The sequence below is a fragment of the Ruegeria sp. BG3 genome, from assembly GCF_056538485.1.
Genome location: NZ_JBQFTE010000010.1, coordinates 206734 through 229907, shown reverse-complemented (window position 1 = coordinate 229907; position 23174 = coordinate 206734). Strand labels below are relative to the sequence as shown.

Below are 23174 nucleotides of genomic sequence, written 5' to 3'. Positions count from 1 at the left end.
GCTCACCGTTCAGGCAGAGAAAACCCCTGCCCCTTGAACACACCTGACGCGAATTCGCTTTGGAGAAAGGTCAGAAAATCCTGCGCCTCTGGCTTGGCAAAAGATGTCTCGGCAACCGGGTAAATGATAGGCGGGTGACTGTCCTCTGGGAAGCTGCCAACAACACCAACCCGCGCGTCAGCCTGAGCGTCCGTCCGGTAGACAATGCCCATCGGTGCCGCCCCGGTCGCGACCAAAGCCAGTGCCGCGCGCACATTGTCGGTTTGCGCGACCTGACGCTGCACCGCGTCCCACAGGCCAAGACTCTGCAAAGCAGCCTTACCGTAGATTCCTGCGGGGACGGCATCGACCAACGCCATGGCAAGAAAGCCGCCCTCAAGTTGTTCGGACAGATCATAGGCCGCCGAGACCTCGTCAATATAAGTCTGAGGCGCGGCTCCGATCAGTACCAATCCATTGCCCAAGAGGGCGACTCGGGTTTCGGGCTTGACCACGTCATCCTTCTGCAACACATCCATCCAATCCTCATTCGCGGAAATGAACAGATCAGCCGGAGCGCCTTGCTGCAACTGACGCGCAAGAACCGAGGACGCGGCATATGAAATCGTGACCTCGTTGCCGGTTTCGCGCTGATACGCGGTCGACACCTCATCCAAAGCGGTTTTCAGACTGGCCGCCGCAAACACTAAAATCCCGTCTGCCCCGGCCCGAAGCGGAGCAAGCAAAAACGCGCCAAGCACCAGCGCTGCCAAAAGAAAACGGCGAGGGGAGTGTCGAGCCATGTCCTCTCCGGCCTGAGGGGTTTCGGTACCTTTTGGGGATATCGGAGGCAACAGGCCCCGCGCAAGCGCCTTTCCGTCTTTATCCGCAAACAGCTTGGCCGTGATGCATTTGGTGGTACAGCCGGCTGTCGCCTATGCACCACCTGAAGAAAGGTAAGAAATTCACGCAAACCCTCTTGCACCCGCCCTCAGGCTTGGCTACATGCACCGTCACGGGTGATTAGCTCAGTTGGTAGAGCGCTTCGTTTACACCGAAGATGTCGGGAGTTCGAGTCTCTCATCACCCACCATCCCACCCCTTCCGCAAAAAACAAGAGCCATGGTGTCGAAGGCGTTGATACGCTTCTTGGTCATAGCTTCGGATACGAAATGTGCTCTCGCAACTGGTGGAATTCCTCATCTTGTTGCCCTTTCCTGACTGTAACATGCACGTATTTTAGTTCCGCGAGACCTGTAGGGAATCATCGAGAACCAAACGATCGCTCCAGACGTATCAGTACATGTTCAGAGAGAAGACGCCGCTCAAGAAGGCCAGAACCAAATAGGAAGTCGTCGGATCGAGGAGTTGGCGGTGTTTCGATTGCGCGACTTCACACGTGAATCATCTCTGTAGCCGCAGCTAGACGCGCTGTCGGTCGTAAATAGAAGTGCGCGAGCAATAGCCAACGGTCTTCACCCAATCGGTACGCGGTAGAATAGCGCCTATAAAAATCAAAAGCCGCTTGTGCGCTCTATGAGCCAATACATCGAAACTGAACCGATACCATAAGCGGCAATCACCGTTGCCCTATGACTGACCGGAGCCGCAATGAACCGCCAGATTGCTCCAAGAAGTGCCAAGAAGCCGATAAAGCTTAGCTGTCCGACCTCAACACCAAGGTTGAACGCCAGTAAGGCCGCTGGAATGTCGTTCGAGGGCAGTCCAATTTCAGCCAAGGCTCCCGCAAAACCAAGGCCATGTAATAGCCCAAATCCAAAACAAACGATCCAGGGCTTCTGTTTTGAAAGCCGGAAACGACCTTCTTCACTTTTCACAATCTCCATAGCTAGAAAAACGATGGACAAGGCGATGACGGCCTCGACGGGCGGACCAGGTACATTCAAGACTCCAAACGTCGCCAACGCCAGAGTGATGGAATGTGCGAGTGTAAAGGCCGTTACAGCACCGACCAATCTCCAAGGTTCGCGGACTAAAATGAAAAGCGCAAAAACGAACAGAAGGTGATCCCAGCCTTCCAGAATGTGCTCAAAACCCAATAGGGCATAAGCGGTAAAAACTGACCACGTCGTTTGCTCAGAAGGTATGGTTTGGACGGCTGTCTCAGGCGTGAAACGTAGCGTAGTCGGCTCAATTTCGAGAGGGTGTAGACGGACCAATACATCGTTCTTTTGAGCCTGAAGCCCGTCGATTGCGATCGGCCGCCCTGCGATATCCGCGTGACACTCGACGATCCAAGATGAAACCCATGCTCGACCGTCGGTGGTTGGAGATGGACCGCGCATCGGCGTACAAACTTCCGGCAACACAGCGTCAATTGCCATAGGTTGGCCATTCACATCAGGCTTCCGCCAGTGGACGCTCCAGGTATCAGGGGAGATTTGACGTATCCCCAGGTATCCCGGATCAAGTGCGTGTGCGTTGGCCTTGACCGCAGGCCAAGTGCACAGCGCAAAAAACAAAAGGCAAAACAGCCATCTCATTCGGCTAAACCTGAGAAATCGGGGCTTACAATCTCGTAGTTTTTGACCAAGCTATCGTATTGCGCTTGGGCCAGATCTTCGCTCGCGGCGCGACGCCAGTCGCGCAAAACATCACTGTGAATTTCGGACAAGGGCGGTGTCCGGCCAGGCTCAAAGGTGAGCACTTGAACTAGATGTACACCGTAGCCCGATTGGACCGGTCCCACCCAAGGACCTGTTTCAACCTCTATGAGTCTTTTTGAAAAGCCCATGCCGAAAACCGAGTCGACTACTCGTGTCGCGGTTAACGGCATTGAAGCAGGAAGCAATGTTGAAGCGCCAGAAACGAGAGGCTCTTGCCCTCCTCTCAGTGCCGACAGTGCTGCCTCAATTTGTGCCTCGCTGAGGTCTTCACCCAGAAATATCTGGGTAAACGCCACCCTATCAGGAGTTGCGTACCGTGCGGGATTTTGATTGAGAAACGCCTCTAGCTCTTCGTCGTCCGGAACCACTGACGTGGCTATTGCTTCTGTCAGAAAGTCCATTTTCTGGCTCAGCCGAGACCTGATCACTGTATCTCCGCGATCCAGGCCAAGTCTTCTTGCTTCTCTGACCAGAACCTCTTCACGAATTGACGCATTGACCAATGCTTCTAGCTCAGCATCGCTTGGTCGACGGCTCCATCTGGCTTCAAACTGGTCTGCCAAACGCGCGACATCGTCTTCTTCTATCGTGATGATTTCCAGATTTTCGACCGTCTCGGTCGCCGGCGCAACAATATGGAACCAAATGAAAATAGCCGCCCCAATCAAAAAGAAATGGAACAGAGGTTCTTTCAATATTCTCATTGGGGCTCCTGCAAGACCTGGGCTTGAGCTCTCTTTTCAATTGTTTTTTGCAAAGGATCCCACGCCACGCAAGCTTCATGCCTAAGGTGAATACCCCAAGGGGCGTTCACCGTCTCGCTGTCTAAATCATGCTACTCCGCCGGAGTGTACCAAATCGGTGAGGAATACGCACGCTCCTGGTGAGTTAGAACTGCATTTTGGGGCAACTCTGCACCGAACCTCAGCTTGTCATAGAGAATCCAACGAGGAGTTGGGATTTCGATTGCCCGAACGTAATAAAACGCCCTGGCATTTGGGTCGAAATCCGGGTCGGACCAAACCTGCACCAACTCGGCGGTACCGATTGTGTTGGTCCAACTTGCTGTCTCCAGGTCTACGGTGTTTCCTACGGCTGGAAGCTTGCCATTTTCGTCAGCCACGCGGTCATCAGACCATGCGACATCGTAAACTTTTTCCTGCAAGCCACCGTCTGAGTCGAGCCATCCCTTCACAACCTGAACGCGGTCCAGATTTGCCCCAACCGGGTCGCGCAGGGCAGCTATCAGGAAGGACGGTGCCCCATCACCTTCGCGGGGGCGCAAATCCGACCCCATGGGAACACCTTTGGTATAACCAACATCTGCAAGGAACCGGGTCTCTACGTCGGCATCGCTAAAGTCCCATCCACCAAAGAATCTCAACCCGATCCGAGGACCGGTCGTCGCGTAGGTTTCGCGCCGCTTGAATGCGTCGAAAATCGCCGCGCGAGTGTTCTCGGTCGCCCAAACAGCTGTGTATCCTGAAGCGACCAAAAGATCGCCGGGAATCTCACCAAGATCGTTGGCGATGAATGGGTGCTTAATACGAGAGGCCGATGGTTCAACGCTGACCGACTTCCCAAAAAAGTTGTCCTCTTCAGCCGTCGCTAACGATGTATGGCTGTCTGTAGCGCCACCCATGCCGAACTTGTATGGGTTCACGCCGAATTTTTCTTCCAACATCAAACCGCGCTTCAGCGCTTCTCGGGCATATTCTCCAGCTAGCATATCCTCTGTCTTAAGCTCGGTGATATCGAGATTGCCGACGTCCCAGTTTTCGTAGTCGGCGAATTCATCATCCGGGCTCAAGAAAGGGTGCGCTTCGCCGTCGCCCTTGATCTGTGTGACTTCATAGTGCGGCTCCCATTTCGCACGCGCAGCTACGTATTCTTCGTCAACCGTTCCGCCGTGGTATGTGTCTTCGGTCGGAAACATCCATCCATTTGACAAGTTTCCGTTGTGGGCAAAGGCGACAGCACGACCTCCGGTCTTCTCCTGATACTCTTCAAGCCAAGCATAGAGCGATTTTGGGTCTGTGTCGCCGTAAGGCGGTTGCGTGACTGGCGGGACCATCTGAAGCGCTCTGATCGGCCCATCCCGCAACATAACGTTCCGGTGAAGGTTGAACCCCTTCGGGACAGAGGTCCACTCGAACCCGATGAAGGCTGTAAAGTTCCCAGGGTCGTTGTGCCGTTCGGCGGCGAGAACAATGTGTTCCCAGGTAAACGCAAAGGCGTCCGCACCAGGGCTGTAGGACTCAAGCAGGATTTCCGGCAGGGTCATTTGAGAGAAATTTGTAATGATATCAAAGGCGGTCTTCCCAGCCTCTTCACCACCAGCTTTATACCCTTCGTACCATTCCAGGCCTTTTGGGTCGGAAATAACGCCCGGCTTGCCTGCTTGCAGATCCGGAGCGAACCCCATCAAGTCAGTGTGATCCGTTAAGACCATCCAGTCCAATGGTCGCCCAAGTCTGACAGGTTGGCCTGTCGAGGAGATGACCTGCTCACCCTTTGCAAAGCGCCATGCATCGTCTGGAAGTAACGTGTTTCCAAAAGCGCCCGCGTCCAGAGAAAGTCCCGTGTGGAGATGGGTATCACCCCATAGCGGCCGCTCTGGGAAACTGCGTTGTGCGTAAGGGGAATAGGGTCGTTCCAGAAATAAACCTTCAGCGGCCTCTTCACTTGGCACGGCGTCAGAAAAAGCAGAAGCTGGCGACAGCACCAGCGCCAAGACGAAAGCGGAAACCCGGTACATATTGACCTCCCAAATCAACAACACGGTTCGAAACAGGACTCTTTTCGGTCCATTAATATTCGATTTTATGTATATCATATGGTGTCGATTTCTGTAAAAAATTTTCTCCGGCCATAGTCTTTTCGGCCATCATGGAGCGTAACTCCCTGATAAAAAATCATTTCTCCGGCTTACGCCAGACCCCATCGCCGTCAAAAGAGTTGATTGGTCATCTTGAGCAAGGTTCCGAAACTAAGCCCCTCCCATCGGGGCGTAGCGTGGCAAGACATGTCCCAACCTAACTCACTCGGATGTAGCATTTTCCTGCAGAACTATATTTAGGAAAAACTGCGTTGCGGGGTCCGTTTCTTCGAGCGCAGCCAAGGCTTCAAATTTTTGGTGCAGCGCAGTTTCGCCCCAATTTCGGGTTGCAACAGCGATTTGCAGGGTCAATTCTGGGTCGCTATCAAGGACACCCGCAAAAACGTGTACAATCTTATCCAGGAACTGCGTTTGTGACGATCCCGCGTCGGACAATGCCCGAACCAGGGCCTTTTTGTCATACAGCGTCTTCCTGCGGTCTTTGAGCGCGAGACCAATTGCGTTGATCGCATGTACCCCGTCCGCCTCTATGCCGGCAAGTGCCCACTCATGGGAATGCAAACCGCCAGACTTCAAGGATTTGGCAAAACGCGAGCGGACAATCGAACGTGCCTGTGGATCGGTTTGTAGTCCCAACAATCGAATAGCAACGGGCCAGTAGGCAAAACGGTTTAAGTTATTCAATTCTTCCAAGATCTGGCTGGTTGAAAATCCGTCGCCCTTCGGACGCACAAGTGCATAGTCTGCCCGCGCGATTTCCACCATCGCCATGTCATGCAGGGCTTGATCCGGGTGCCACAAATAGTCAGAAAAGAACGAAACGCGTGCGGCGTTGTCAGTTTCACCCAAACGCCAAAGCCCGCTATTTCTTTGAAGTTTTTCAAGAAACTCGCTTCTATCCGGATTCATTACAAAGATGCGCCGCCAAGCCCGCGAAAAATTGCGCCCAGCCTTGTCGTTGAATTCTGGTCCATATGCCAGAAGAACCGTTGTCGTTGGATCAGTGCGGATAGCCCGCCGCGTAGCGCTATCTATGAGAAATGGAATACTGGGTGCACTACTAAGTTTTTCATCGCTCCCCTTAAAGACGCGTCGAGCCGAATACTCAAAAGGGTTTTCTGGAGTTGACCCCGCAAATACAACAACATCTGCCGCTAGTATTTGATCAGAAATGGTTGCTTCTGGCAGTTCGGTACAAACGGCGCAAGCGAGCAAAGCATGCGGTGTCGCAAAACCGAGTAAGCATATAACAACTCCAAAAAAACTTCGCATAGTTGGCTCACAGCCCAGATCTTCTATTCGCAAACGCTGCTGGTGCTTTTAAAGTAGCAAGAAATCGCTGTTGTGCGAAATCGCGTTGAAACTTGACGGTTTCTGGTCGGCTCTGAGGCTTGGAAAACAAGCCTGAAAATGAGGTGAACAACCGATGTACAAACTACCAAGTCATTACGCTTTGTGGCTTTGAGACCGAAACTTGTAGTGCGGCGAGTTCGAAGTTTATCGCGCAGTTGCAAGCCCGATTGCATCCGCAGTGTCGTCGCCCTGTGAATGAATTGGCGGTCCCTATTCTCCGCATTGAACATCAATGACCAGTTTCCCCGCCGCGCAACAGCAGTGTGCCGACACCGTACGCGTCGATGGCTTAAACAGTCCCTACGTAGTCGCGAGGCCCCGGAGGACGTTTAGCTAAATTGCGCAGCAGAATTACTACGCTTCCAGCAATAAAGGTTCCTCACCTCAAAAAGCTGGAGGGAACACTTTTCAGGATCCGGTCGGCGAAGCCCGTATTGACCGTGAGAAATTGATAGAACTGGTGGGTGGCGGACAAAAGTTCGAGTCGGGTTTCTTCAAAACTCGTCCAAAGCCGTTGGAGCTGTATCGACTCTGGCTGCGCGGCTACACAAAAATGACTTTGCTGGTTGCAGTTCCGGCCACGGTTGAAGAAAAGTGTATTAAGCCTTTGATCGGAGCATTGGTGCATTGACCGATGTTTACAACTCTATCGCTCCAATCCCGATCTACAAAAGATCGCTTCTCAAGAGGGCACAACGCTCCTCCTGGCTCGATATTCCTGTGGCATTGTTGCAACCGGTTGCAGCAATGCGGTCTTGGTGCATAATACAGTCACCATGACACTGCCCAGCGCCCTCCCCGCCCAATTGCCTGCAAGGCACCTGCAATGAGCGTCACCCTCAAAGATGTTGCCGCGTTGGCGGGTGTGTCACGATCAGCCGTTTCGCGCACCTTTACCGAAGGCGCCTCGGTCTCGGCCAAAACCCGCAGTAAGGTAGAAAAAGCCGCGAAAGAGCTGGGATATAGCCCCAATGCACTGGCCTCGTCGCTGACAACGGGGCGGACCAAGCTGATCGGGCTGATCTCGAACAACTTCCACAACCCGATCTTTTTGGAGGTATTCGACCAGTTCACCCGCGCTCTGCAAGAACGAGGACTGCGTCCTTTGATCGTGAACCTGACCGACGAGACCGAGCCTGCCAATTCAGTCCGGATGTTGCGGCAATACTCGGTCGATGCGGCCATCGTCGCCTCATCGACATTGCCCCCCAGTTTTGCCAAGGCGTTCCACGACGCTGGGGTTCCCGTCGTGCATACATTTGGCCGCTCGGCCACCTCGCCCGAGGTACATGTGGTTGGCATCGACAACGTGGAATGCGGGCGTATGGCCGCACGAGAGCTAGTGGCCCGGGGGTACAAACGTGTCGGGTATCTTGGGGGGCCGAAGGATGCGACCTCGTCAATGGACCGTTATCGCGGGTTCATCGAGGAAGCCGCGCAATATACGAACCTCGAAGTGTCCTATTCCTTCGCGCAGAACTACTCGTTCGATGCCGGGCGGGCCGAGATGCTGCGGCTGTTGGACGACACCCCTGCCGAGGGGTATTTCTGCGGCGATGACATCCTGTCGATTGGCGCGCTATCGGCCCTCAAGGATCATGGGCTGACGCCGGGGCGCGACATCGGTATCATCGGCCTGAACGATATGGAAATGTCCCGTTGGGAGAGTGTTGACCTGACCACCATTCACCAGCCGATCAAGCAGATTATCAACGCCTCGGTGGATCTGGTCGAGGAGATGCTGAAAGAGCCTCAGAGATACCCTGAGGCCCGTATTTTCCCCTGCCGGGTGATCGAGAGGGGCACGCTGCGCCCCCGACCGTGATTACTGGAACATTGGCGGACGAGCGTCTTTCCACGCACCGTCCTCTTTGCCCGAAGCGACGGCGGCATGAACGGCGGCGATAGAACGCACACCGTCTGAGGCGCTGGGCAGACCGTCGCGGGACTCACCCCGGATCGCATCGGCCAGATCGCAATAGATATTGGCCACGGCCAGCGGAAAGCCCTCGGGGTGGGCGACGGCTACGCGAGACAGGCGCTGAACCTCGTCATGCAGACCACCCTCGCCCTTTTCGATGATCTGGGTGCGCCCTCCGACTGGAGTGTAGATCAGCTGGTTGGGCTGTTCGGACGCCCAGCGCAGACCGCCGGTTTCACCAAACACCTGAATGTCGAACCCGTGTTGCCGCCCGATCGCCACGGACGACGTCCACAGACGCCCAACCGTGCCGCCTTCGGTGCGGAAATTGACCATCGCGTCATCCTCCAGCTCGCGGCTGGAAATGGTCGAGGCCATATCGGCGGACAGGGATTTCACCTGATCATCACAGACGAAACTGGCCATATGCAGCGCATGAATACCACAATCGGCGAATTGGCCCGAGACGCCCGCCATCGCAGGATCATAGCGCCAGCGGACCCGAGGGTTGTCGGCGTCCGTCGCATCGCCGTGATGGCCGTGGCTGAAATTGGTCACCACCAGCCGCACCTTTCCGATATCGCCTGCCCGCACCATCGCGCGGGCCTGCCGGATCATCGGATAGGCCGAGTAGCAGTAGTTCACCGCGCAGATCTTGCCCGAGGTCTCGGCCACGCGCACGATCTCTTCGCCTTCTTCGACCGTCATGGTCATGGGCTTTTCGCACAGGACGTTGAAACCGGCTTCGAGAAGCGCCTTGGCGATTTCGAAATGGGTGGAGTTCGGCGTGGCAATCGTGACTAGATCAACCCGGTCGGGACGGTCTTTTTCGCCTGCCAACATGTCCTGCCAGCTGCCATAGGCGCGGTCGGCGCTGATGCCCAACCGCTGAGCATATTCGCGGCCTACCTCGGGCCGATGATCCAGAGCGCCGGCCGCGAACTCGAACATCCCGTCCGCCTGTGCGCCCAACCGATGGGCAGGTCCGATCTGGCTTCCTTCACCGCCACCAATCATGCCCCATTTCAGCTTTGCCATGGTCTTTGTCTCTCTTCAATTTTACCGAGCTAGAGCGATCAAAAGTCGCTGATATCTTTCCACTGACGCTGGTTCGACGAGGCCAGCGCAGCCGCCAGCACCCGGTTGACCTCATGCCCGTCGCGGAAGGTCGGCCAGATCGGATTGCCGGTGTGAATGGCCTGCAGGAAATCCTTGGCCTCGATGATGATCTGGTCCTGGTAGCCTGTTCCATGGCCGGGGCCCTGGCAAAACGGCTCATAGTCCGGATGGGCGGGGCCTGTCAGGATTTTGGTGAAGCCACGCTGCCCTTCCGGACCCTCGCGGCGATAGAGCCAGAGGGCGTTCTGATCTTCCTGATCGAACCGGATTGCGCCCTTGGTGCCCGAGATCTCATAGGCATAACCCATCTTGCGGCCTGTCGCGACACGGCTGAAATAGAGATTGCCCATCACACCGTTTTCAAAGCGGCACATCATCTGGGCGTGATCGTCATTCGTGACCTCTCCGCCCGGGCGTGTGCGATGAACGGTTTCGACATCGGCCATCACCTGCGCAATCGGGCCGATCAGCGCCAGCGCGCCGTTCACCATATGTGGGGCCAAATCTCCGATCGTGCCGTTGGCCATGCCGGTCGTGCGCCACGTGGCAGGGGCGTCGGGGTCGGCATAGAAATCCTCGGTATGCTCACCGCGAAACCAGGTGACGTCGCCGATCTCACCATCGGCAATCAGTTTGCGCGCATATTGGCTGGCAGGGGTGCGGATATAGTTGAAACCCACCATGTTGACGACGCAAGCATTCTCGGCCGCACGCGTCATCGCCTGACTGTCCTCAAGTGATGCGCCCAAGGGTTTTTCGCACAGAACCGGCTTGCCCAAGGCAAAGGCCGCCTCAGCGATTTGGCGGTGCGTTTCCTGAGGCGACGCGATGACAATCGCGTCGACCTTCGGATCCTCGACCAAAGCGCGCCAATCGTCGGTCGCACGCTGGAACCCATAGGCCGCACGGTATCGTTCGGCACTGTCAGGGGACGAGGCGCAAATCACCTCGAGTCGCGGACGCAGAGCAGTGTTGAACACGGCGCCTACGGCGGACATAGCAACAGAATGCGCCTTGCCCATATAGCCGCCACCAACAATTCCAATTCCGATTTCAGGCATCTGTCGCGGCTCCGAACATACTATTTGCAACCGGTTGCAAAATCAGTATCGTGTGAATCGATTCAACGCAAGGTCCAAACTTTGCCGACGACGCTACGCCGGAGGAACATCACGTGAGCGCTTTGATCGAGGGCATCAAAGGAAATCGGTTTGCGGTTTTCGGTCGTGCCGGAATGGATATGTTTGCCGATCCAATCGGCGTCAAAAGCGAGGATGCCGACACGTTCCATGCCGATCTCGGCGGGTCCTCGGCCAATATTTGCGCGGGTCTGGTCAAGCTCGGCAGTCAGGCATCATTGGTTACCTCGGTCTCGGACGATGCAGTTGGTCGATTCTGTCTGAACCGCCTGCAGCACTACGGTGTCGACACCTCTTACATCCGCGTTGTCGGCGGTGAGTTCCGCATATCCCTGGCGATCTATGAAAGCCGGGTCGAGAATTTTCAGAACGTCATCTACCGCAATGGGGCAGTCGATTTCCAAGTCACCGAAGAGGACATGGACCGGATCGATTTTTCGGCATTCTCAGCTGTGATATCCGCCGGAACTGTCTTTGCAGCGGAGCCGTCACGAAGCGCCACGTTTCGGGCTTTTGACAATGCCCGCGCCGCAGGTTTGCCAATAATTTTCGATATCGACTATCGCCCTTATAGCTGGCCGTCCCCCGAAGTAGCGGCCGACGTCCTGTCCCGGGCCGGAGAGGCCAGCGACCTGATTGTCGGCAACGACGAGGAATTCGGTTTCATGGCCGGCGGTATCGAAAAAGGGTTCGCAAAGGCCAAGGAATTGGCCGAAAAGCCGGGCCGCATCGTCATATACAAGATGGGTGAAAAAGGTGCCGTTACGATGATGGACGGCCATGAGATTCACACGGGCATCTACCCGGTTACCGCAGTCAAACCTAACGGAGCAGGGGATAGCTTTATGGCAGGTTTGCTGGCCTCAGTCGCCGCAGGCTATTCGCTAGAAGAAGCCGTCATGCGCGGATCGGCTTGCGCCTCCATCGTGGTTTCGAAACCCGGATGCGCCCCCGCCATGCCCACAACGCCCGAGCTGGATGCGTTTCTGGCCGACCACCCCGGCCCGACCACATAGGAGGCCCCCATGCACATCGCGCCCCATGACAACCAGAACAAAGCCATCGTCGACGTCGACGATCCGCTGGTCCCGCTAAACTATTTCAACATCGTCAAACTCAAGCGCGGCGAGGCGTTCGAATACCAGGTGCCGGGCTATGAAACCTGCATCGCCCCCGCCACCGGCTCCGTGGATGTAGACGTCGAAGGCGTGCAATTCGCCAAACTGGGCAACCGGGGCGAGGACGTGTGGGATGGCGAACCAGAGGGCGTCTATGTCCCGGTTGGCGCCAAAACGCAGCTGGTCTGCGTGTCGGATGAGGCCGAGGTTTTCATCGCCGGCGCCAAGTATGACAAGGTTCTGGACCCGTTCGATGTGCGCGAGCATGACCTTGTGCAGTACGGCAGCGACGACACAAAAACGCATCGCAAGATCAAACATATCCTGGGGCAAAAACAACAGGACAAGGTCGGTCGCCTGTTGGTGAGTGAGCTGTTCACCGTTGGTCAGGGCGGCTGGTCGGGCTTTCCCAGCCACAAACACGACACCAACCGCCTGCCGGATGAGACGCGCCACGACGAGACCTATAACTTCCGCTTCAAACCCAATTGGGGCTCGGGCCTGCAGATGTTGCAGCGCGAAGACAATGAACCGGGCGATGCCTATCATATCGTCGATGGCTCAACCGTTTGTATCGACAAGGGCTATCATCCCTGCTGCGTATTACCGGGATATGAGATGTACTATTTCACCATCCTCGGCGGACTGACGCAGCGCTCATTGGTGCAGTATTTCCAACCCACCCATGCCTATCAGGTCGAGACGATTCCGGGCATCAAAGACATGATCGCGAAGTTTAAATGACCCTCGTCACCCTGAAAGACGTCCTGCAGCCGGCTTATGAACAGGGCTATGCCGTCGGCGGTTTGGTAACCCTCGGCTGGGAGGACATGCGCGCCTATGTGGCCGCTGCCGAGGCCGAAAACGCACCGGTCATCCTGCAAGCCGGTCCCAGTTGTCGCGAACACACGCCCCTGCCGATCCTTGGTAAAATGTTCCGCCATCTGGCCGAGGGGGCCTCGGTCCCCGTAGTGGCACATCTGGACCATGGTTACACATATGAGGACTGCAAGATCGCGTTGGACAGTGGTTTTACGTCGCTGATGTTCGACGGGTCGCGCAAACCTTTGCAACAGAATATCGACGAGACCGCCGCCATCGCTGAAATGGCCCACGCGGCCGGGATTTCCTGTGAAGGTGAGATCGGGTTTGTCGGCTATTCCGGCGGCGAAGGCTCAAACGGAACAGACCCCGAGGAAGCCGCCCAATTCGCTCGTGAAACAGGCGTGGATGCGATGGCGATCTCGGTTGGGAATGTCCACCTGCAGCGGAACAAGGAAGGCGGTCTGGACGAAGACCGCATCGCCCGGATCGACGCGCTGACCGAGGTTCCGCTGGTCATCCACGGAGGCTCGGGAGTGCCGGTCGAGCAGCGCACGCGCTTGGCCCAAGGCACCTCGATCTGCAAATTCAACATCGGGACGGAACTGCGTATGGCCTTCGGCAACGCCCTGCGCGACGCCGTGAATAGCGACCCCGAACGGTTCGACCGCGTGACTATCTTGAAAGAGACCCAAGACCCGGTCGAAGCCGCCGCCCGCACCGTGATCCGCGCCTTCGGAGCGCCACCTCAACGGTAGGCGCCTACTAGGTCAGAAGGTGAATGCGGCCCGGAACGCCTCAAGGGCTGTTTCCGGTTCGCCCGAAGCAAATGCCTCCATCCCCACGGGACCGCCATAGTCGAGTTCGAAAAGCGCCTTGGCAACCCTGTTGTAGTTGATCTCGCCCGATCCGGGCTCGCAACGGCCCGGATTGTCCGCCACCTGTATCTCTCCGATCCAAGGTAGGCACTTTTCGCACCACCGGATCAGATCCCCCTCACCGATCTGCGTATGATAGAGGTCAAGGTTGATGCGCAATTGAGGGCGGTCAACAGAAGACACCAGCGCCAACACATCTGCTGTAGACCCAAACGGGCAGCCGGGGTGGTCCAGTTGGTTGAGGTTTTCAAGCGAAAATACGACGCCTTCCTCCTCGGCCAGATCGCAGATCCGGTTCAGGGTATCGCGTGCCTTGAGCCACATGGCTCCGCTCACAACATCATGTTGCCAGTTCGGAATGCCGCCATCACCAAGCCCGGTGCCATGCAAATTCAACCTATCTACATTCAGTCGTTTGCCGATCTGAGCTGTTTCTCGCGCTGATCGAAGCAGCATCTCGGCCCCTTCATCATCCGCCAGGCGCCCTTCGAGATATCCGTTCATGATCGTGAAATTGGCACCTACAACTTCGAGCTTGGCAAGATCCAGATCGGGCCAGTTCCATAGCCCAACACCAAAACCCATCTCGGTCAGACGGGCAGCACGCCAATCCATGGGCTTGTCCAACCAGAGCATTTCGGCGCACGCTGCCAGTTGAAAAGGTTGGGACATCCAAGCTCTCCGATGTTCTAAGATGTGGCGATTCTAGATCGAGCCACCCTCGACCATGAAATTCCCGGCGCTGCACATGGCGGCGTCGTCTGAGGCCAGAAACACCACCATCCGCGCCACATAGACCGGGTCGATCGGGTCCGGCAGACATTGGCGGTCAACCTGTTTTGCCAACGCCTCGGGCGTGACCCACAGGTCTTTCTGCCGTTGGGTCATGATCCAACCGGGGACAACAGTGTTCACGCGGATCCGGTGATCCCCCAGCTCGCGCGCCATGGTTCGGGTCAGGCCATGCACGGCGGATTTGGCGGTGGCATAAGCGGGGAAACCTGCGCCCGCCTCCCACCAGGAATTCGACCCCAGATTGACGATGGAGCCTGCGCCCCGTTCGATCATCGCGGGGGCAACCGCCTGAATGGCAAAGAACATATGGCGGATATTGGTCGCCATACGTTCATCCCAATAGTCTGGGGTGACCTCGCGCCAGTCATGTCGGTCATCTTGCGCCGCGTTGTTGACCAGAACATGCGCGGGGGCCAGTTCCTCGGTCAGTTGCTCCAGCGCATCGCGCAGCGCATCGATGTCGCGCAGATCGCATTGGGCGAAGGCATGCTCGCCCTCCAGCTCCGCCAACAGCTCATGGCCTGCATCCGCGTTGAGGTCCAGAAACCCCACCTTAGCTCCCTGTGCAGCGAATGCCCGAACCGTTTCCGCTCCGATCCCTCCAGCTCCGCCGGTGATGAAAACGGTCTTGCCGTTCAGACTGGGATAGGTGGCAAATTCTGGGGTCATCCGTCACGCTCCATGATCCACTCGACCTCGGGGGCCGCAACAAAGCGCCATTTCCGCAAGGGCCCGGCCATGACGTTCAGATAATACATCTCAAAGCCATAGGGTGCTCCGCAAGGGTGATGGCCGCGCGGAACGGTCACAACATCGCCATCCGAGACCGCCATCGTTTCATCCAGCTGGCCGTCATCTGTGTAGACGCGCTGAATCCCAAACCCGTTCGCCGGGTTGAGGCGGTGGTAGTACGTTTCCTCAAGATAGGTGATGCGCGGGAAGTCATCCTCATCATGGCGGTGGCTGGGGTATGAGGACCAATGACCGTTTGGGGTGAAGACCTCGGTCACCAGCAGGCTATCGGCGTAGTCTTCATTTTCCATCGCGATATTGTTGATATGGCGCGTGTTCACGCCCTTGCCGCGTTCGGTCAGAGTGATGCCATCCGGCCCAATCCGCCGGGCCTGATGCCCGCCTTTGCCGGGGGCCGAGCAGACGGCGATGACGCAATCGGTTTCGGCCACGGCCTCCCATTCGGTGCCGTTGGGCAGATAGAGGCAATGAGGCGGTAATTTCTCGAACACATTCATCCGGTCGCCCAGAACGCCCCAATCCTGCCCGGCGCCGGAGATCTGCGCCTTGCCTTCGACCATGACCAGAATGACCTCACGATCTCCAGTGACCTCGGTCGCCTTGTCGCCCGCGCGCAGGTGGTAGAGGCCGAAGCCGACATAACGCCACCCGGCGCTGGCCGGAGTAATGTCGTGGACCTTGCCACGGGTGCCGAATGGTTTCTTGAGCAAATCTGCCATATTGGTCTCCGGTATTGGGCGGCCCTTAAGACCGCCCGGTTCTTATTTCAGGCGGATTGCCGTGTGGTCAGCGCCGAAAGCGCATTCAATAGCTGCGCCTCAGACCACACCTCTGCCACAGCGCGGCGCAGGATATCCGCCTGACTGTCCGGCGCATTCCCCCCGACCGGAGGGTCTGTGTCGAGATTGGTTGGGAAAGGATAGCCTTCGGCGGTGGCGGCGATTGCAGCCTCTAGCTGTGCAGCAGTTAGATCACCCCGTTGTTTCAAGGCGATGAGCGATGGAAACACCGCCTCGGAAATCGCGCGGCGATCCACGGCCTCCATCGCCCGACCAAAGGCCGAGGACACCTGAAGCAGGTTTGCCATGCGATGAATATCCGCACTGCAGTTTTCGCCTGCCGCATGGAACAGCGCAGGATTGAAGAACACGGCATCCCCCTTTTGCAACGGCAGCTGCACGTAGTTCTCTTCGAAATGCGCGCGGTGATCCGTGTCGTGGAAGGCAAGATATCCGGGCGCATAAAGCTGCGAGAACGGAAGCAGCTTGGTCGGTCCAGACTCCACCGGCATATCGCAATGAGCGACAGCGCCCTGCAATGTCAGAGCTGCCGTTAGAAAATGCGCATGCGCGGGGTATCGCGCAGCGCTGTCTGCCGTTTGAAAGCCAAGGTGATAGTCACGGTGCGCTTGCTGTGCCTGCCCGCCGGGGCGCACCTGGTTGATCTGCGCCGTGACCTGATAGTTCGGACCAAGCCAAGCCTCACACGCGGCGGCAATCGAGGTGTTTCCGAAATAGAGCGCAAAGCCCTCGGGATCGCGCAGGCACTGTTTCTGCAACGCGTTCCAGATCCGGTCATTGGCCCCAGAGGCCGCAAAGTGGTCGCCCTCACCCCCGCCGCCCTGACGTTCGTCTTCGATGATCTGGCGGAACACATCTGTGGCCCGGTCGATCACACTTGTATCCGGATACGCCTGTTTCAGGGCGATGACGCCTGCAGATTTGGCAAGAACCCAAGCCCATTCGGACAGCAAGGCCTGCCGCTTGTCTGCTTGCTCTAGTAGCGGACGCAAAGCCTGCATGTCATAGACGGGCACATTGTTTTCCACAGACGCAGCAAACGACACCGCGTCCGCCGAAAGGGCCTGTGAGGTCAACACCTTGAATTCATCCAGATCACAGGATTCCCGGTCAAAATAGCCGACATATCCGAGTTCTTGATTTACCATGACTTTCTCCTTTCTCATGGCTTCGGTGTTGCCCCTTGGGGCGGTGTGCTAAGCGGTGATCTCCAATCCTGCCTTGCCGCAGACGTCAACGATATGGTCGTAGCCTTTTTTGGAGTACTCATAGGGCGGCGCTTTGGCTGGGTCCTGTTCTGCCTCAACGACGATCCAACCGTCATAATCCATCGCTTTCAGCGCATTTGCGACCGCCTGAAAATCAATGCAGCCGTCACTTGGCACCGTGAACGCGCCTGCAATCACGGCGTCCAGGAAACTGCGGTTGTTTTCCCGCACGTCCTGCACGACGGCGGGGCGGATATCCTTGAAATGGACGTGATGCACGCGGTCGCCCCAACGGTTCAGGGTCGCCATCACGTCGCCACCGCCAAACAGCAGGTGGCCGGTGTCAAAGCACAGCTTCACCTCGGGGCCTGAGCCTTCCATGAGCCAGTTCACGTCATCTTCGCTTTCGATGATCGTGCCCATGTGGTGGTGATAGGCCATCGGCATGCCCTGATCACCCATCCATTTTGCCAGTTCTGTGATCTTGGCCGCGTAGGTCAGCACCTCATCCTTTGACAGTTTCGGACGGTCATTGACCGGCGTCCCGATCTGGCCCTGAACGGTGTTGGAGCATTCGGCGTAAACGATGCACGGGCTGTTCAGCGCTACGAACTGGGCGACCTGTTCCTGCACGGCGTCTCGTTCCGCCGCGAAGTCATTCACCAGAGATGCACCGGAACACCACCCGCCACAAAGCGCGATATCGTTGCCCTCAAGGTAGGCGCGCAGCCCCTCGGTATCGCTGGGCATACGCTGGCCCCGTTCGACGCCGGTGTAGCCAATCTGACGCGACTCCTGCAGCGCTTGTTCCATGGTGTATGCGGCGGTCAGGTCCGGCAGATCGTCATTCTGCCACGCGATCGGAGAGATCCCGATTTTCACGCTCATTTCGTGTTTCTTTCTTTGATGGCAACCTCATAGGCCGCGCGTTTTTCATTCACTTCGGGGCGGGTGCTGACCTCGGGCACCGCGACTTCCCACCATGTGCCGCCATATTCGGTCGAGGGGTAAGGATCGGTGTCGATGACCACCACGTAGGGCCCTGTGATGTCGCCGCGTTTGGCCAGCGCGTTCTCAAGCTCGGCAATCGAGCTGACCTTGACCGAGGTCGCCCCCATCGCCGCCGCATGTGCCGCGAAATCGATGTTCGAGGCGGTTTCGTGGACAGTGTGATCCAGCAGGTTGTTAAACTCGGCCCCGCCAGTGCCCATTTGCAGGCGGTTGATACAGCCGAAGCCCCGGTTGTCGGTGATCACAACGGTGAAGGACACGCCCATCATCGCCGCCGTCGCCATTTCCGAGTTCGCCATCATGTAGGTGCCGTCGCCCGTAAAGCAGATCACGTCGCGATCCGGTTGGGCCATCTTGATGCCCATGGCGCCTGCGATCTCATAGCCCATGCAGCTGAACCCGTATTCCATGTGATAGGCTCCGGGTCGCGGTGCTTTCCACAGCTTGTGCAGCTCGCCCGGCATTGTGCCAGCGGCGCACATCACCACCGTATCGTCATGCGAGGCGCGCTGAACTGCACCCACCACCTGCATATCAGTGGGCAGAGCGTTCCCGTCACCCGGCGCGTCGGTCAGCGCGTCAACCTTGCCAAACCAATCCGCTTTGAGAGTGTCCGCCACAGGATCAGCATTGTAGCCCTGCAACGCCGCGCCCAGCTCCTGCAGGCCAACGCGAGCATCGGATTGCAACGGCATCGCGCCGTGTTTCTCGGCATCATAGGCGGCGGTGTTAAGGCAAATCATCTCGCGCGCGGGGTTTGAAAACAGGCCCCATGAGCCGGTCGTGAAATCCTGCAGGCGCGTGCCAACGGCCAGCACCAGATCGGCCTCGGCGCAGATGTCATTGGCAGGCTCGCCGCCCGTCACACCGATTGGACCCAGGTTCAGGGGATGATCCCAGGCCAAAGCGGATTTGCCGGCCTGCGTTTCTGTGATCGGGATATTGTGTGACTCAACAAAGCTCTGCAGCGCATCCGTTGCGTCCGAGTAATGCACCCCACCACCTGCAACGATAACCGGACGTTTGGCTGCTGAAATCGCGGCCACAGCGCGCGCCAGCTCGCCTTCGTCCGGGCGAATACGGCGCTGGAACCACACGCGCGGTTCAAAGAAGCTTTCTGGGTAATCATAGGCCTCGGCCTGCACGTCCTGACAGAAGGCCAAAGTGACTGGCCCGCAATCCGCCGGATCGGTCATCGTGCGGAAAGCACGCGGCAGAGCAGTCAGCAGATGCTCAGGGCGCGAGATACGGTCATAGTAGCGGCTAACCGGGCGGAAACAGTCATTGGCACTGACAGTGCCATCACCAAAACTCTCGATCTGTTGCAATACAGGGTCCGGCCCGCGCGAGGCGAAGACGTCGCCCGGTAGCAGAAGAACCGGCAGGCGGTTCACATGGGCCAGCGCGGCAGCGGTGACCATATTGGTCGCGCCCGGCCCGATGGATGACGTCACCGCCATCGCCCGCGTGCGCCGCATCTGTTTAGCATAGGCAATCGCGCAATGCGCCATCGTCTGTTCATTGTGGCCGCGATAGGTGGGCAGCGTATCTTTGACGCCATGCAGCGCCTCACCCAGCCCGGCCACATTGCCATGGCCAAAAATGGCCCAGACTCCTCCAATAAAAGGCTCTCCGGCCTCATTCATCTGCGCGCCCAGATAGCGCACCAAAGCTTGCGCTGCGGTCAGTCGGACGGTTTTGCCCATTGTGATCCCTTTCAACACAAGGCCAATTTGGCCAATTCTGCGATTTCGTTGGATGTCGGACCGAATGGTCCCGTTTTGGGCAAACGGCGTTAAACCGTTCCGCCCAGTGACCCTTCCAATTGGGCCAATTCCTGACCTCCTGCCATCAGGTCCTGTAGTTCTTCTGGTGTGATCTCACCGCGTTTTGCGGTGCCCAGCGTTTTGCCCCGGTTCAGCACTGTAAAACGGTCGCCGACGGCCAGCGCGTGGCGCACGTTGTGGCTGATGAAAACCACTCCGACGCCTTGGCTGCGCACCTTGTCGATAGTCGCCAGCACGTTCGAAGTTTGCCGCACCCCAAGGGCCGAGGTTGGCTCGTCCAAAATCAGGATCTTGGCGCCGAAATGAACCGCGCGCGCGATCGCAACCGTCTGGCGTTCCCCTCCAGACAGGGTGCCCACAGCCTGATCCGGGCCACGCAGGTTGATGCCCATCTTGCGCATCTCTTCCATAGTGATTTCGTCAGCCAGCTTCTTATCGAAGAAGCTGATACCAGCCACTTTGCGCGTAGGTTCATTACCCATAAAGAAATTGCGGCTGACACTCATCAGAGGGATCATGGCCAAATGCTGATGCACTGTTGCGATCCCCGCTGAAATAGCATCGCGCGGGTCTTCAAAATGCATCGGTTTGTCTTCGAAGAAAATCTCGCCCGAAGTTGGTTTGTGAACGCCCGACATCGTCTTAATAAAGGTCGACTTGCCTGCACCATTGTCGCCTAGAAGACAGTGGCATTCCCCCGGTTTAAGATCAAAGCTGACGCCTGCCAGCGCAATCACCGAGCCGAAGTGTTTCTGGATGTCGACCATACGAATGATCGGCTTGCTATCCTGCACGTCCCCATGGTGGAACTTGGTATCGTCAGTCATCTCAGTGTTCTCCTGTGATGATGCGGCGGATATAGGTGTTCAGGATTACGGCACCCAACAGGATGATCCCCAAGAAGACCCTAAACAATGAGCTTTCTACGCCGGCAAAGAACAGCCCCTGCTGTACCACGCCAAAAATCAAAGCGCCTAAAGCAGCCCCCAGAACCGAGCCATATCCACCGGTCAGCAGCGCGCCGCCAATTACAACTGCAATAATCGCTTCAAACTCCTTAAGCAAACCACGGTCCGCGCCAGCCGAGCCGAACTCCATAACCTGACAAGTTGCGAAGACCGTGGCGCAGAAGGCGGTGAACATGAACATCAGTATTTTGACTTTGTTCACTGGCACGCCTGAATTCCGCGCTGCCTCGGCGTCGCCACCCGCTGCAAAAATCCAGTTACCAAACTTGGTTTTGGTAAGCAGCACGTGACCAAAAATAATGATACCAATGGCCCAGACAATCAGCATGGGAATACCGTCAACAACAGGCTGACCCGCGCGCGTTCCACGCTCGAACGTTTCGATCAAGCCGTTTTCGCCAAGCCAACTGAAGAACCCTTGTCCGACTTTGCCACCGAAGATCGATGCCAGCCAGTCACCTTCCGCGACATCTTTGATGCCGCCAATGATCGTCTTCCGCTCAATGGTTTGCGGCAGATAAATGGTGAAGCCGCGCAGGATAAACAGAAAGGCCAAAGTCACGATAAAGCTGGGCAGGCCAGTTCGCACCACGATAAAACCGTTCAAGGCCCCAATCGACACACAGAGCGCAAACGTCACAATGATAGCCATCCACACTGGCCAGCTGAGTGTGACTGAGAAGATCGCGATCATCATCCCGGCAAAGCCGATCATCGAACCGACCGATAAGTCAAATTCGCCTGCGATCATGAGCAGGCACGCCCCTACGGCAATGATCATGAACTGCGCCGAAACGATCGACCAGTTCAGCACACCCTGACTGGTGAACATGCCACTATCGAATGCAAACAACAGAAAAAACGTAAATACGGCGACGGTGCCGACAATTCCACCCAGCTCAGGGCGGATCAGAGCACGGCGCAGCGGCGAGATCTCTTTGATCCGTTCGTCTTCAACTGCTGTGGATTGAGCTGACTCAGACATTGTGGTCCTCCCCTCGCGGGTGATCCAGAAAATTTGGAAGTAGGATTGAGCGGGCGTCCTAACACGCCCGCTCAGCTAGGAAGATCAGCGGTATTCACCCGCGAATTCTTCGATTTTCTCCAGGCCATCAGCGGTTACGAAACCGGGGCCAGAGTTGATGTTGTTGCCAGGCAGAACGCCATAACGGTGGTAGTTGGTCAGTACAACAACCGGCAGGTAGGCCTGCAGGAACGGCTGCTGGTCGATTCCCCACTGAATGGTACCGTCCTTGATGGCTTTGACAATCTCGCCACCCAGATCGAACGTGCCGAAATAAATGTCACCGGCCATGCCATTCTCTTGAAGCGCCAAGATGGTTGGATCGGCGGAGGTCGGGCCAAGCGTCAAAACAGCGTCCGTCTCTGGGTTAGCCGACAGGTAGGCCAGAACGCGGTTCTTAATCTCCGCCGGGTCCTGTCCCGCGTCGATCATCTGTTCACCAAGTTCAATACCCAGGCCGTCCGCGAAGCCCTGGCAACGCTCTTGGCTGGATGGCTGGACGATATAGTGGTTGACACAAAGGAAAGAGCCGATGCCGTCACCTTTCGCCCGAAGACCAGCCGCGTAGCCGGCGTCGTATTCGGGCTGCCCGACATACATCAGGGCGCCAACTTCGCGCGCCTTATCGGGCGTCCCAGTGTTCATAATGATCACGTCGATCCCGGAATCTACAGCAGCTTTGATTGGGCCTTCGAGAATATCCGGATCAGCCAACGTGGTGATGATACCGTTGGGGCCAGAGGCTGCAGCCTGATCGATGATGCGCGCCATATCCGCAAGGTCACCTGTAGGCGGGTTGCGATATTCCACCTCGACACCCATCTGCTCACCGGCCAAAGCGATACCGTTCTTGATCGTGTTCCACCAGCTGTCACTGTCAGGGGCATGGCTGACCAGGATGTACTTTTCGCCTTCAGCCGCGGCACCGCTCGCGGCCGCCACCGCGACAGCACTGGCCATCAGTACTCGTTTCACAAACTTGTTCATTTGGTTTCCTCCCATAAAACCGTCTGTTTTCGTCCTAGGCTATCAG

General features: G+C 57.0%; 20 protein-coding genes and 1 tRNA gene. 5 read left to right on the top strand and 16 right to left on the bottom strand.

Annotated elements, in window-relative coordinates:
* Nucleotides 1-2 precede the first annotated feature (2 nt).
* Nucleotides 3-782, bottom strand: a complete 780-nt coding sequence (modA, locus tag ACR0AI_RS16990; protein WP_480675753.1) for a molybdate ABC transporter substrate-binding protein — start codon at nt 780-782, stop codon at nt 3-5.
* 214 nt (nt 783-996) lie between these two features.
* On the opposite strand from modA, the gene ACR0AI_RS16985 reads away from it, so the two are divergent.
* Nucleotides 997-1072 (top strand) — tRNA-Val (locus ACR0AI_RS16985).
* A gap of 421 nt (nt 1073-1493) precedes the next feature.
* Here ACR0AI_RS16985 and ACR0AI_RS16980 read toward each other — a convergent pair.
* From ACR0AI_RS16980 to ACR0AI_RS16965, 4 genes are all read right to left on the bottom strand, one after another.
* On the bottom strand, nt 1494-2483 hold the full coding sequence (locus tag ACR0AI_RS16980; protein ID WP_480675751.1) for a HupE/UreJ family protein: 990 nt from the start codon (nt 2481-2483) through the stop codon (nt 1494-1496).
* Nucleotides 2480-3310 carry a peptidylprolyl isomerase gene (locus ACR0AI_RS16975; RefSeq protein ID WP_480675749.1) on the bottom strand — a complete coding sequence of 277 codons (831 nt, stop codon included), beginning with the start codon at nt 3308-3310 and terminating at the stop codon, nt 2480-2482. Before ACR0AI_RS16975 ends, ACR0AI_RS16980 begins: the two co-directional genes overlap by 4 nt.
* Nucleotides 3311-3441: 131 nt before the next feature.
* Nucleotides 3442-5364 carry a DUF3604 domain-containing protein gene (locus ACR0AI_RS16970; RefSeq protein ID WP_480675747.1) on the bottom strand — a complete coding sequence of 641 codons (1923 nt, stop codon included), beginning with the start codon at nt 5362-5364 and terminating at the stop codon, nt 3442-3444.
* 282 nt (nt 5365-5646) lie between these two features.
* Nucleotides 5647-6717 (bottom strand): hypothetical protein, encoded by a 1071-nt coding sequence (locus ACR0AI_RS16965; RefSeq protein WP_480675745.1) that lies wholly within the window; start codon nt 6715-6717, stop codon nt 5647-5649.
* 907 nt (nt 6718-7624) lie between these two features.
* Here ACR0AI_RS16965 and ACR0AI_RS16960 point away from each other — a divergent pair.
* A complete protein-coding gene (locus tag ACR0AI_RS16960) occupies nt 7625-8623 on the top strand; it encodes a LacI family DNA-binding transcriptional regulator (RefSeq protein ID WP_480675743.1) in 999 nt (332 codons plus the stop codon).
* Here the strand turns inward: ACR0AI_RS16960 and ACR0AI_RS16955 are convergent, their stop codons facing one another.
* Both ACR0AI_RS16955 and ACR0AI_RS16950 read right to left on the bottom strand, forming a co-directional pair.
* Nucleotides 8624-9757 carry a Gfo/Idh/MocA family protein gene (locus ACR0AI_RS16955; RefSeq protein ID WP_480675741.1) on the bottom strand — a complete coding sequence of 378 codons (1134 nt, stop codon included), beginning with the start codon at nt 9755-9757 and terminating at the stop codon, nt 8624-8626.
* 38 nt (nt 9758-9795) lie between these two features.
* Complete coding sequence (locus ACR0AI_RS16950) at nt 9796-10899, bottom strand: Gfo/Idh/MocA family protein (protein WP_480675739.1); 1104 nt, start codon at nt 10897-10899, stop codon at nt 9796-9798.
* A 113-nt stretch (nt 10900-11012) separates the two neighbouring features.
* Between ACR0AI_RS16950 and iolC the strand changes: the two genes are divergently transcribed.
* The 3 genes from iolC to ACR0AI_RS16935 are packed head-to-tail and all read left to right on the top strand — an operon-like array spanning nt 11013 to nt 13675.
* A complete protein-coding gene (iolC, locus tag ACR0AI_RS16945; protein ID WP_480675737.1) occupies nt 11013-11993 on the top strand; it encodes a 5-dehydro-2-deoxygluconokinase in 981 nt (326 codons plus the stop codon).
* Between the two features lie 9 nt (nt 11994-12002).
* Nucleotides 12003-12839, top strand: a complete 837-nt coding sequence (locus tag ACR0AI_RS16940) for a 5-deoxy-glucuronate isomerase (RefSeq protein WP_170701454.1) — start codon at nt 12003-12005, stop codon at nt 12837-12839.
* Nucleotides 12836-13675 (top strand): class II fructose-bisphosphate aldolase, encoded by an 840-nt coding sequence (locus ACR0AI_RS16935; protein ID WP_480675734.1) that lies wholly within the window; start codon nt 12836-12838, stop codon nt 13673-13675. Before ACR0AI_RS16940 ends, ACR0AI_RS16935 begins: the two co-directional genes overlap by 4 nt.
* 12 nt (nt 13676-13687) lie before the next feature.
* Here the strand turns inward: ACR0AI_RS16935 and ACR0AI_RS16930 are convergent, their stop codons facing one another.
* The 9 genes from ACR0AI_RS16930 to ACR0AI_RS16890 all read right to left on the bottom strand — a co-directional run bounded on the left by ACR0AI_RS16930 (nt 13688) and on the right by ACR0AI_RS16890 (nt 23128).
* Entirely contained in the window at nt 13688-14467 is a 780-nt protein-coding gene (locus tag ACR0AI_RS16930; RefSeq protein ID WP_480675732.1) for a TIM barrel protein, read from the bottom strand.
* A gap of 33 nt (nt 14468-14500) precedes the next feature.
* A complete protein-coding gene (locus ACR0AI_RS16925) occupies nt 14501-15259 on the bottom strand; it encodes an SDR family oxidoreductase (protein ID WP_170639994.1) in 759 nt (252 codons plus the stop codon).
* Entirely contained in the window at nt 15256-16062 is an 807-nt protein-coding gene (gene iolB, locus ACR0AI_RS16920; RefSeq protein WP_170691382.1) for a 5-deoxy-glucuronate isomerase, read from the bottom strand. The genes ACR0AI_RS16925 and iolB overlap by 4 nt, the downstream gene beginning before the upstream one ends.
* 47 nt (nt 16063-16109) lie before the next feature.
* Complete coding sequence (locus ACR0AI_RS16915; protein WP_480675729.1) at nt 16110-17291, bottom strand: phytanoyl-CoA dioxygenase family protein; 1182 nt, start codon at nt 17289-17291, stop codon at nt 16110-16112.
* A gap of 48 nt (nt 17292-17339) precedes the next feature.
* Complete coding sequence (gene iolE, locus ACR0AI_RS16910; RefSeq protein WP_480675727.1) at nt 17340-18239, bottom strand: myo-inosose-2 dehydratase; 900 nt, start codon at nt 18237-18239, stop codon at nt 17340-17342.
* Nucleotides 18236-20068 (bottom strand): 3D-(3,5/4)-trihydroxycyclohexane-1,2-dione acylhydrolase (decyclizing), encoded by a 1833-nt coding sequence (gene iolD / locus ACR0AI_RS16905; protein WP_480675725.1) that lies wholly within the window; start codon nt 20066-20068, stop codon nt 18236-18238. The genes iolE and iolD overlap by 4 nt, the downstream gene beginning before the upstream one ends.
* An 89-nt stretch (nt 20069-20157) precedes the next feature.
* Nucleotides 20158-20976: an ATP-binding cassette domain-containing protein gene (locus ACR0AI_RS16900; RefSeq protein ID WP_170378783.1), complete on the bottom strand. Its 819-nt coding sequence runs from the start codon at nt 20974-20976 to the stop codon at nt 20158-20160.
* 1 nt (nt 20977) lies between these two features.
* The gene (locus tag ACR0AI_RS16895) at nt 20978-22102 is read right to left on the bottom strand and encodes an ABC transporter permease (RefSeq protein ID WP_170767239.1); all 1125 of its coding nucleotides are present in this window, start codon (nt 22100-22102) and stop codon (nt 20978-20980) included.
* Nucleotides 22103-22186: 84 nt separating this feature from the next.
* Nucleotides 22187-23128 carry a sugar ABC transporter substrate-binding protein gene (locus ACR0AI_RS16890; RefSeq protein ID WP_170378787.1) on the bottom strand — a complete coding sequence of 314 codons (942 nt, stop codon included), beginning with the start codon at nt 23126-23128 and terminating at the stop codon, nt 22187-22189.
* Nucleotides 23129-23174 lie beyond the last annotated feature (46 nt).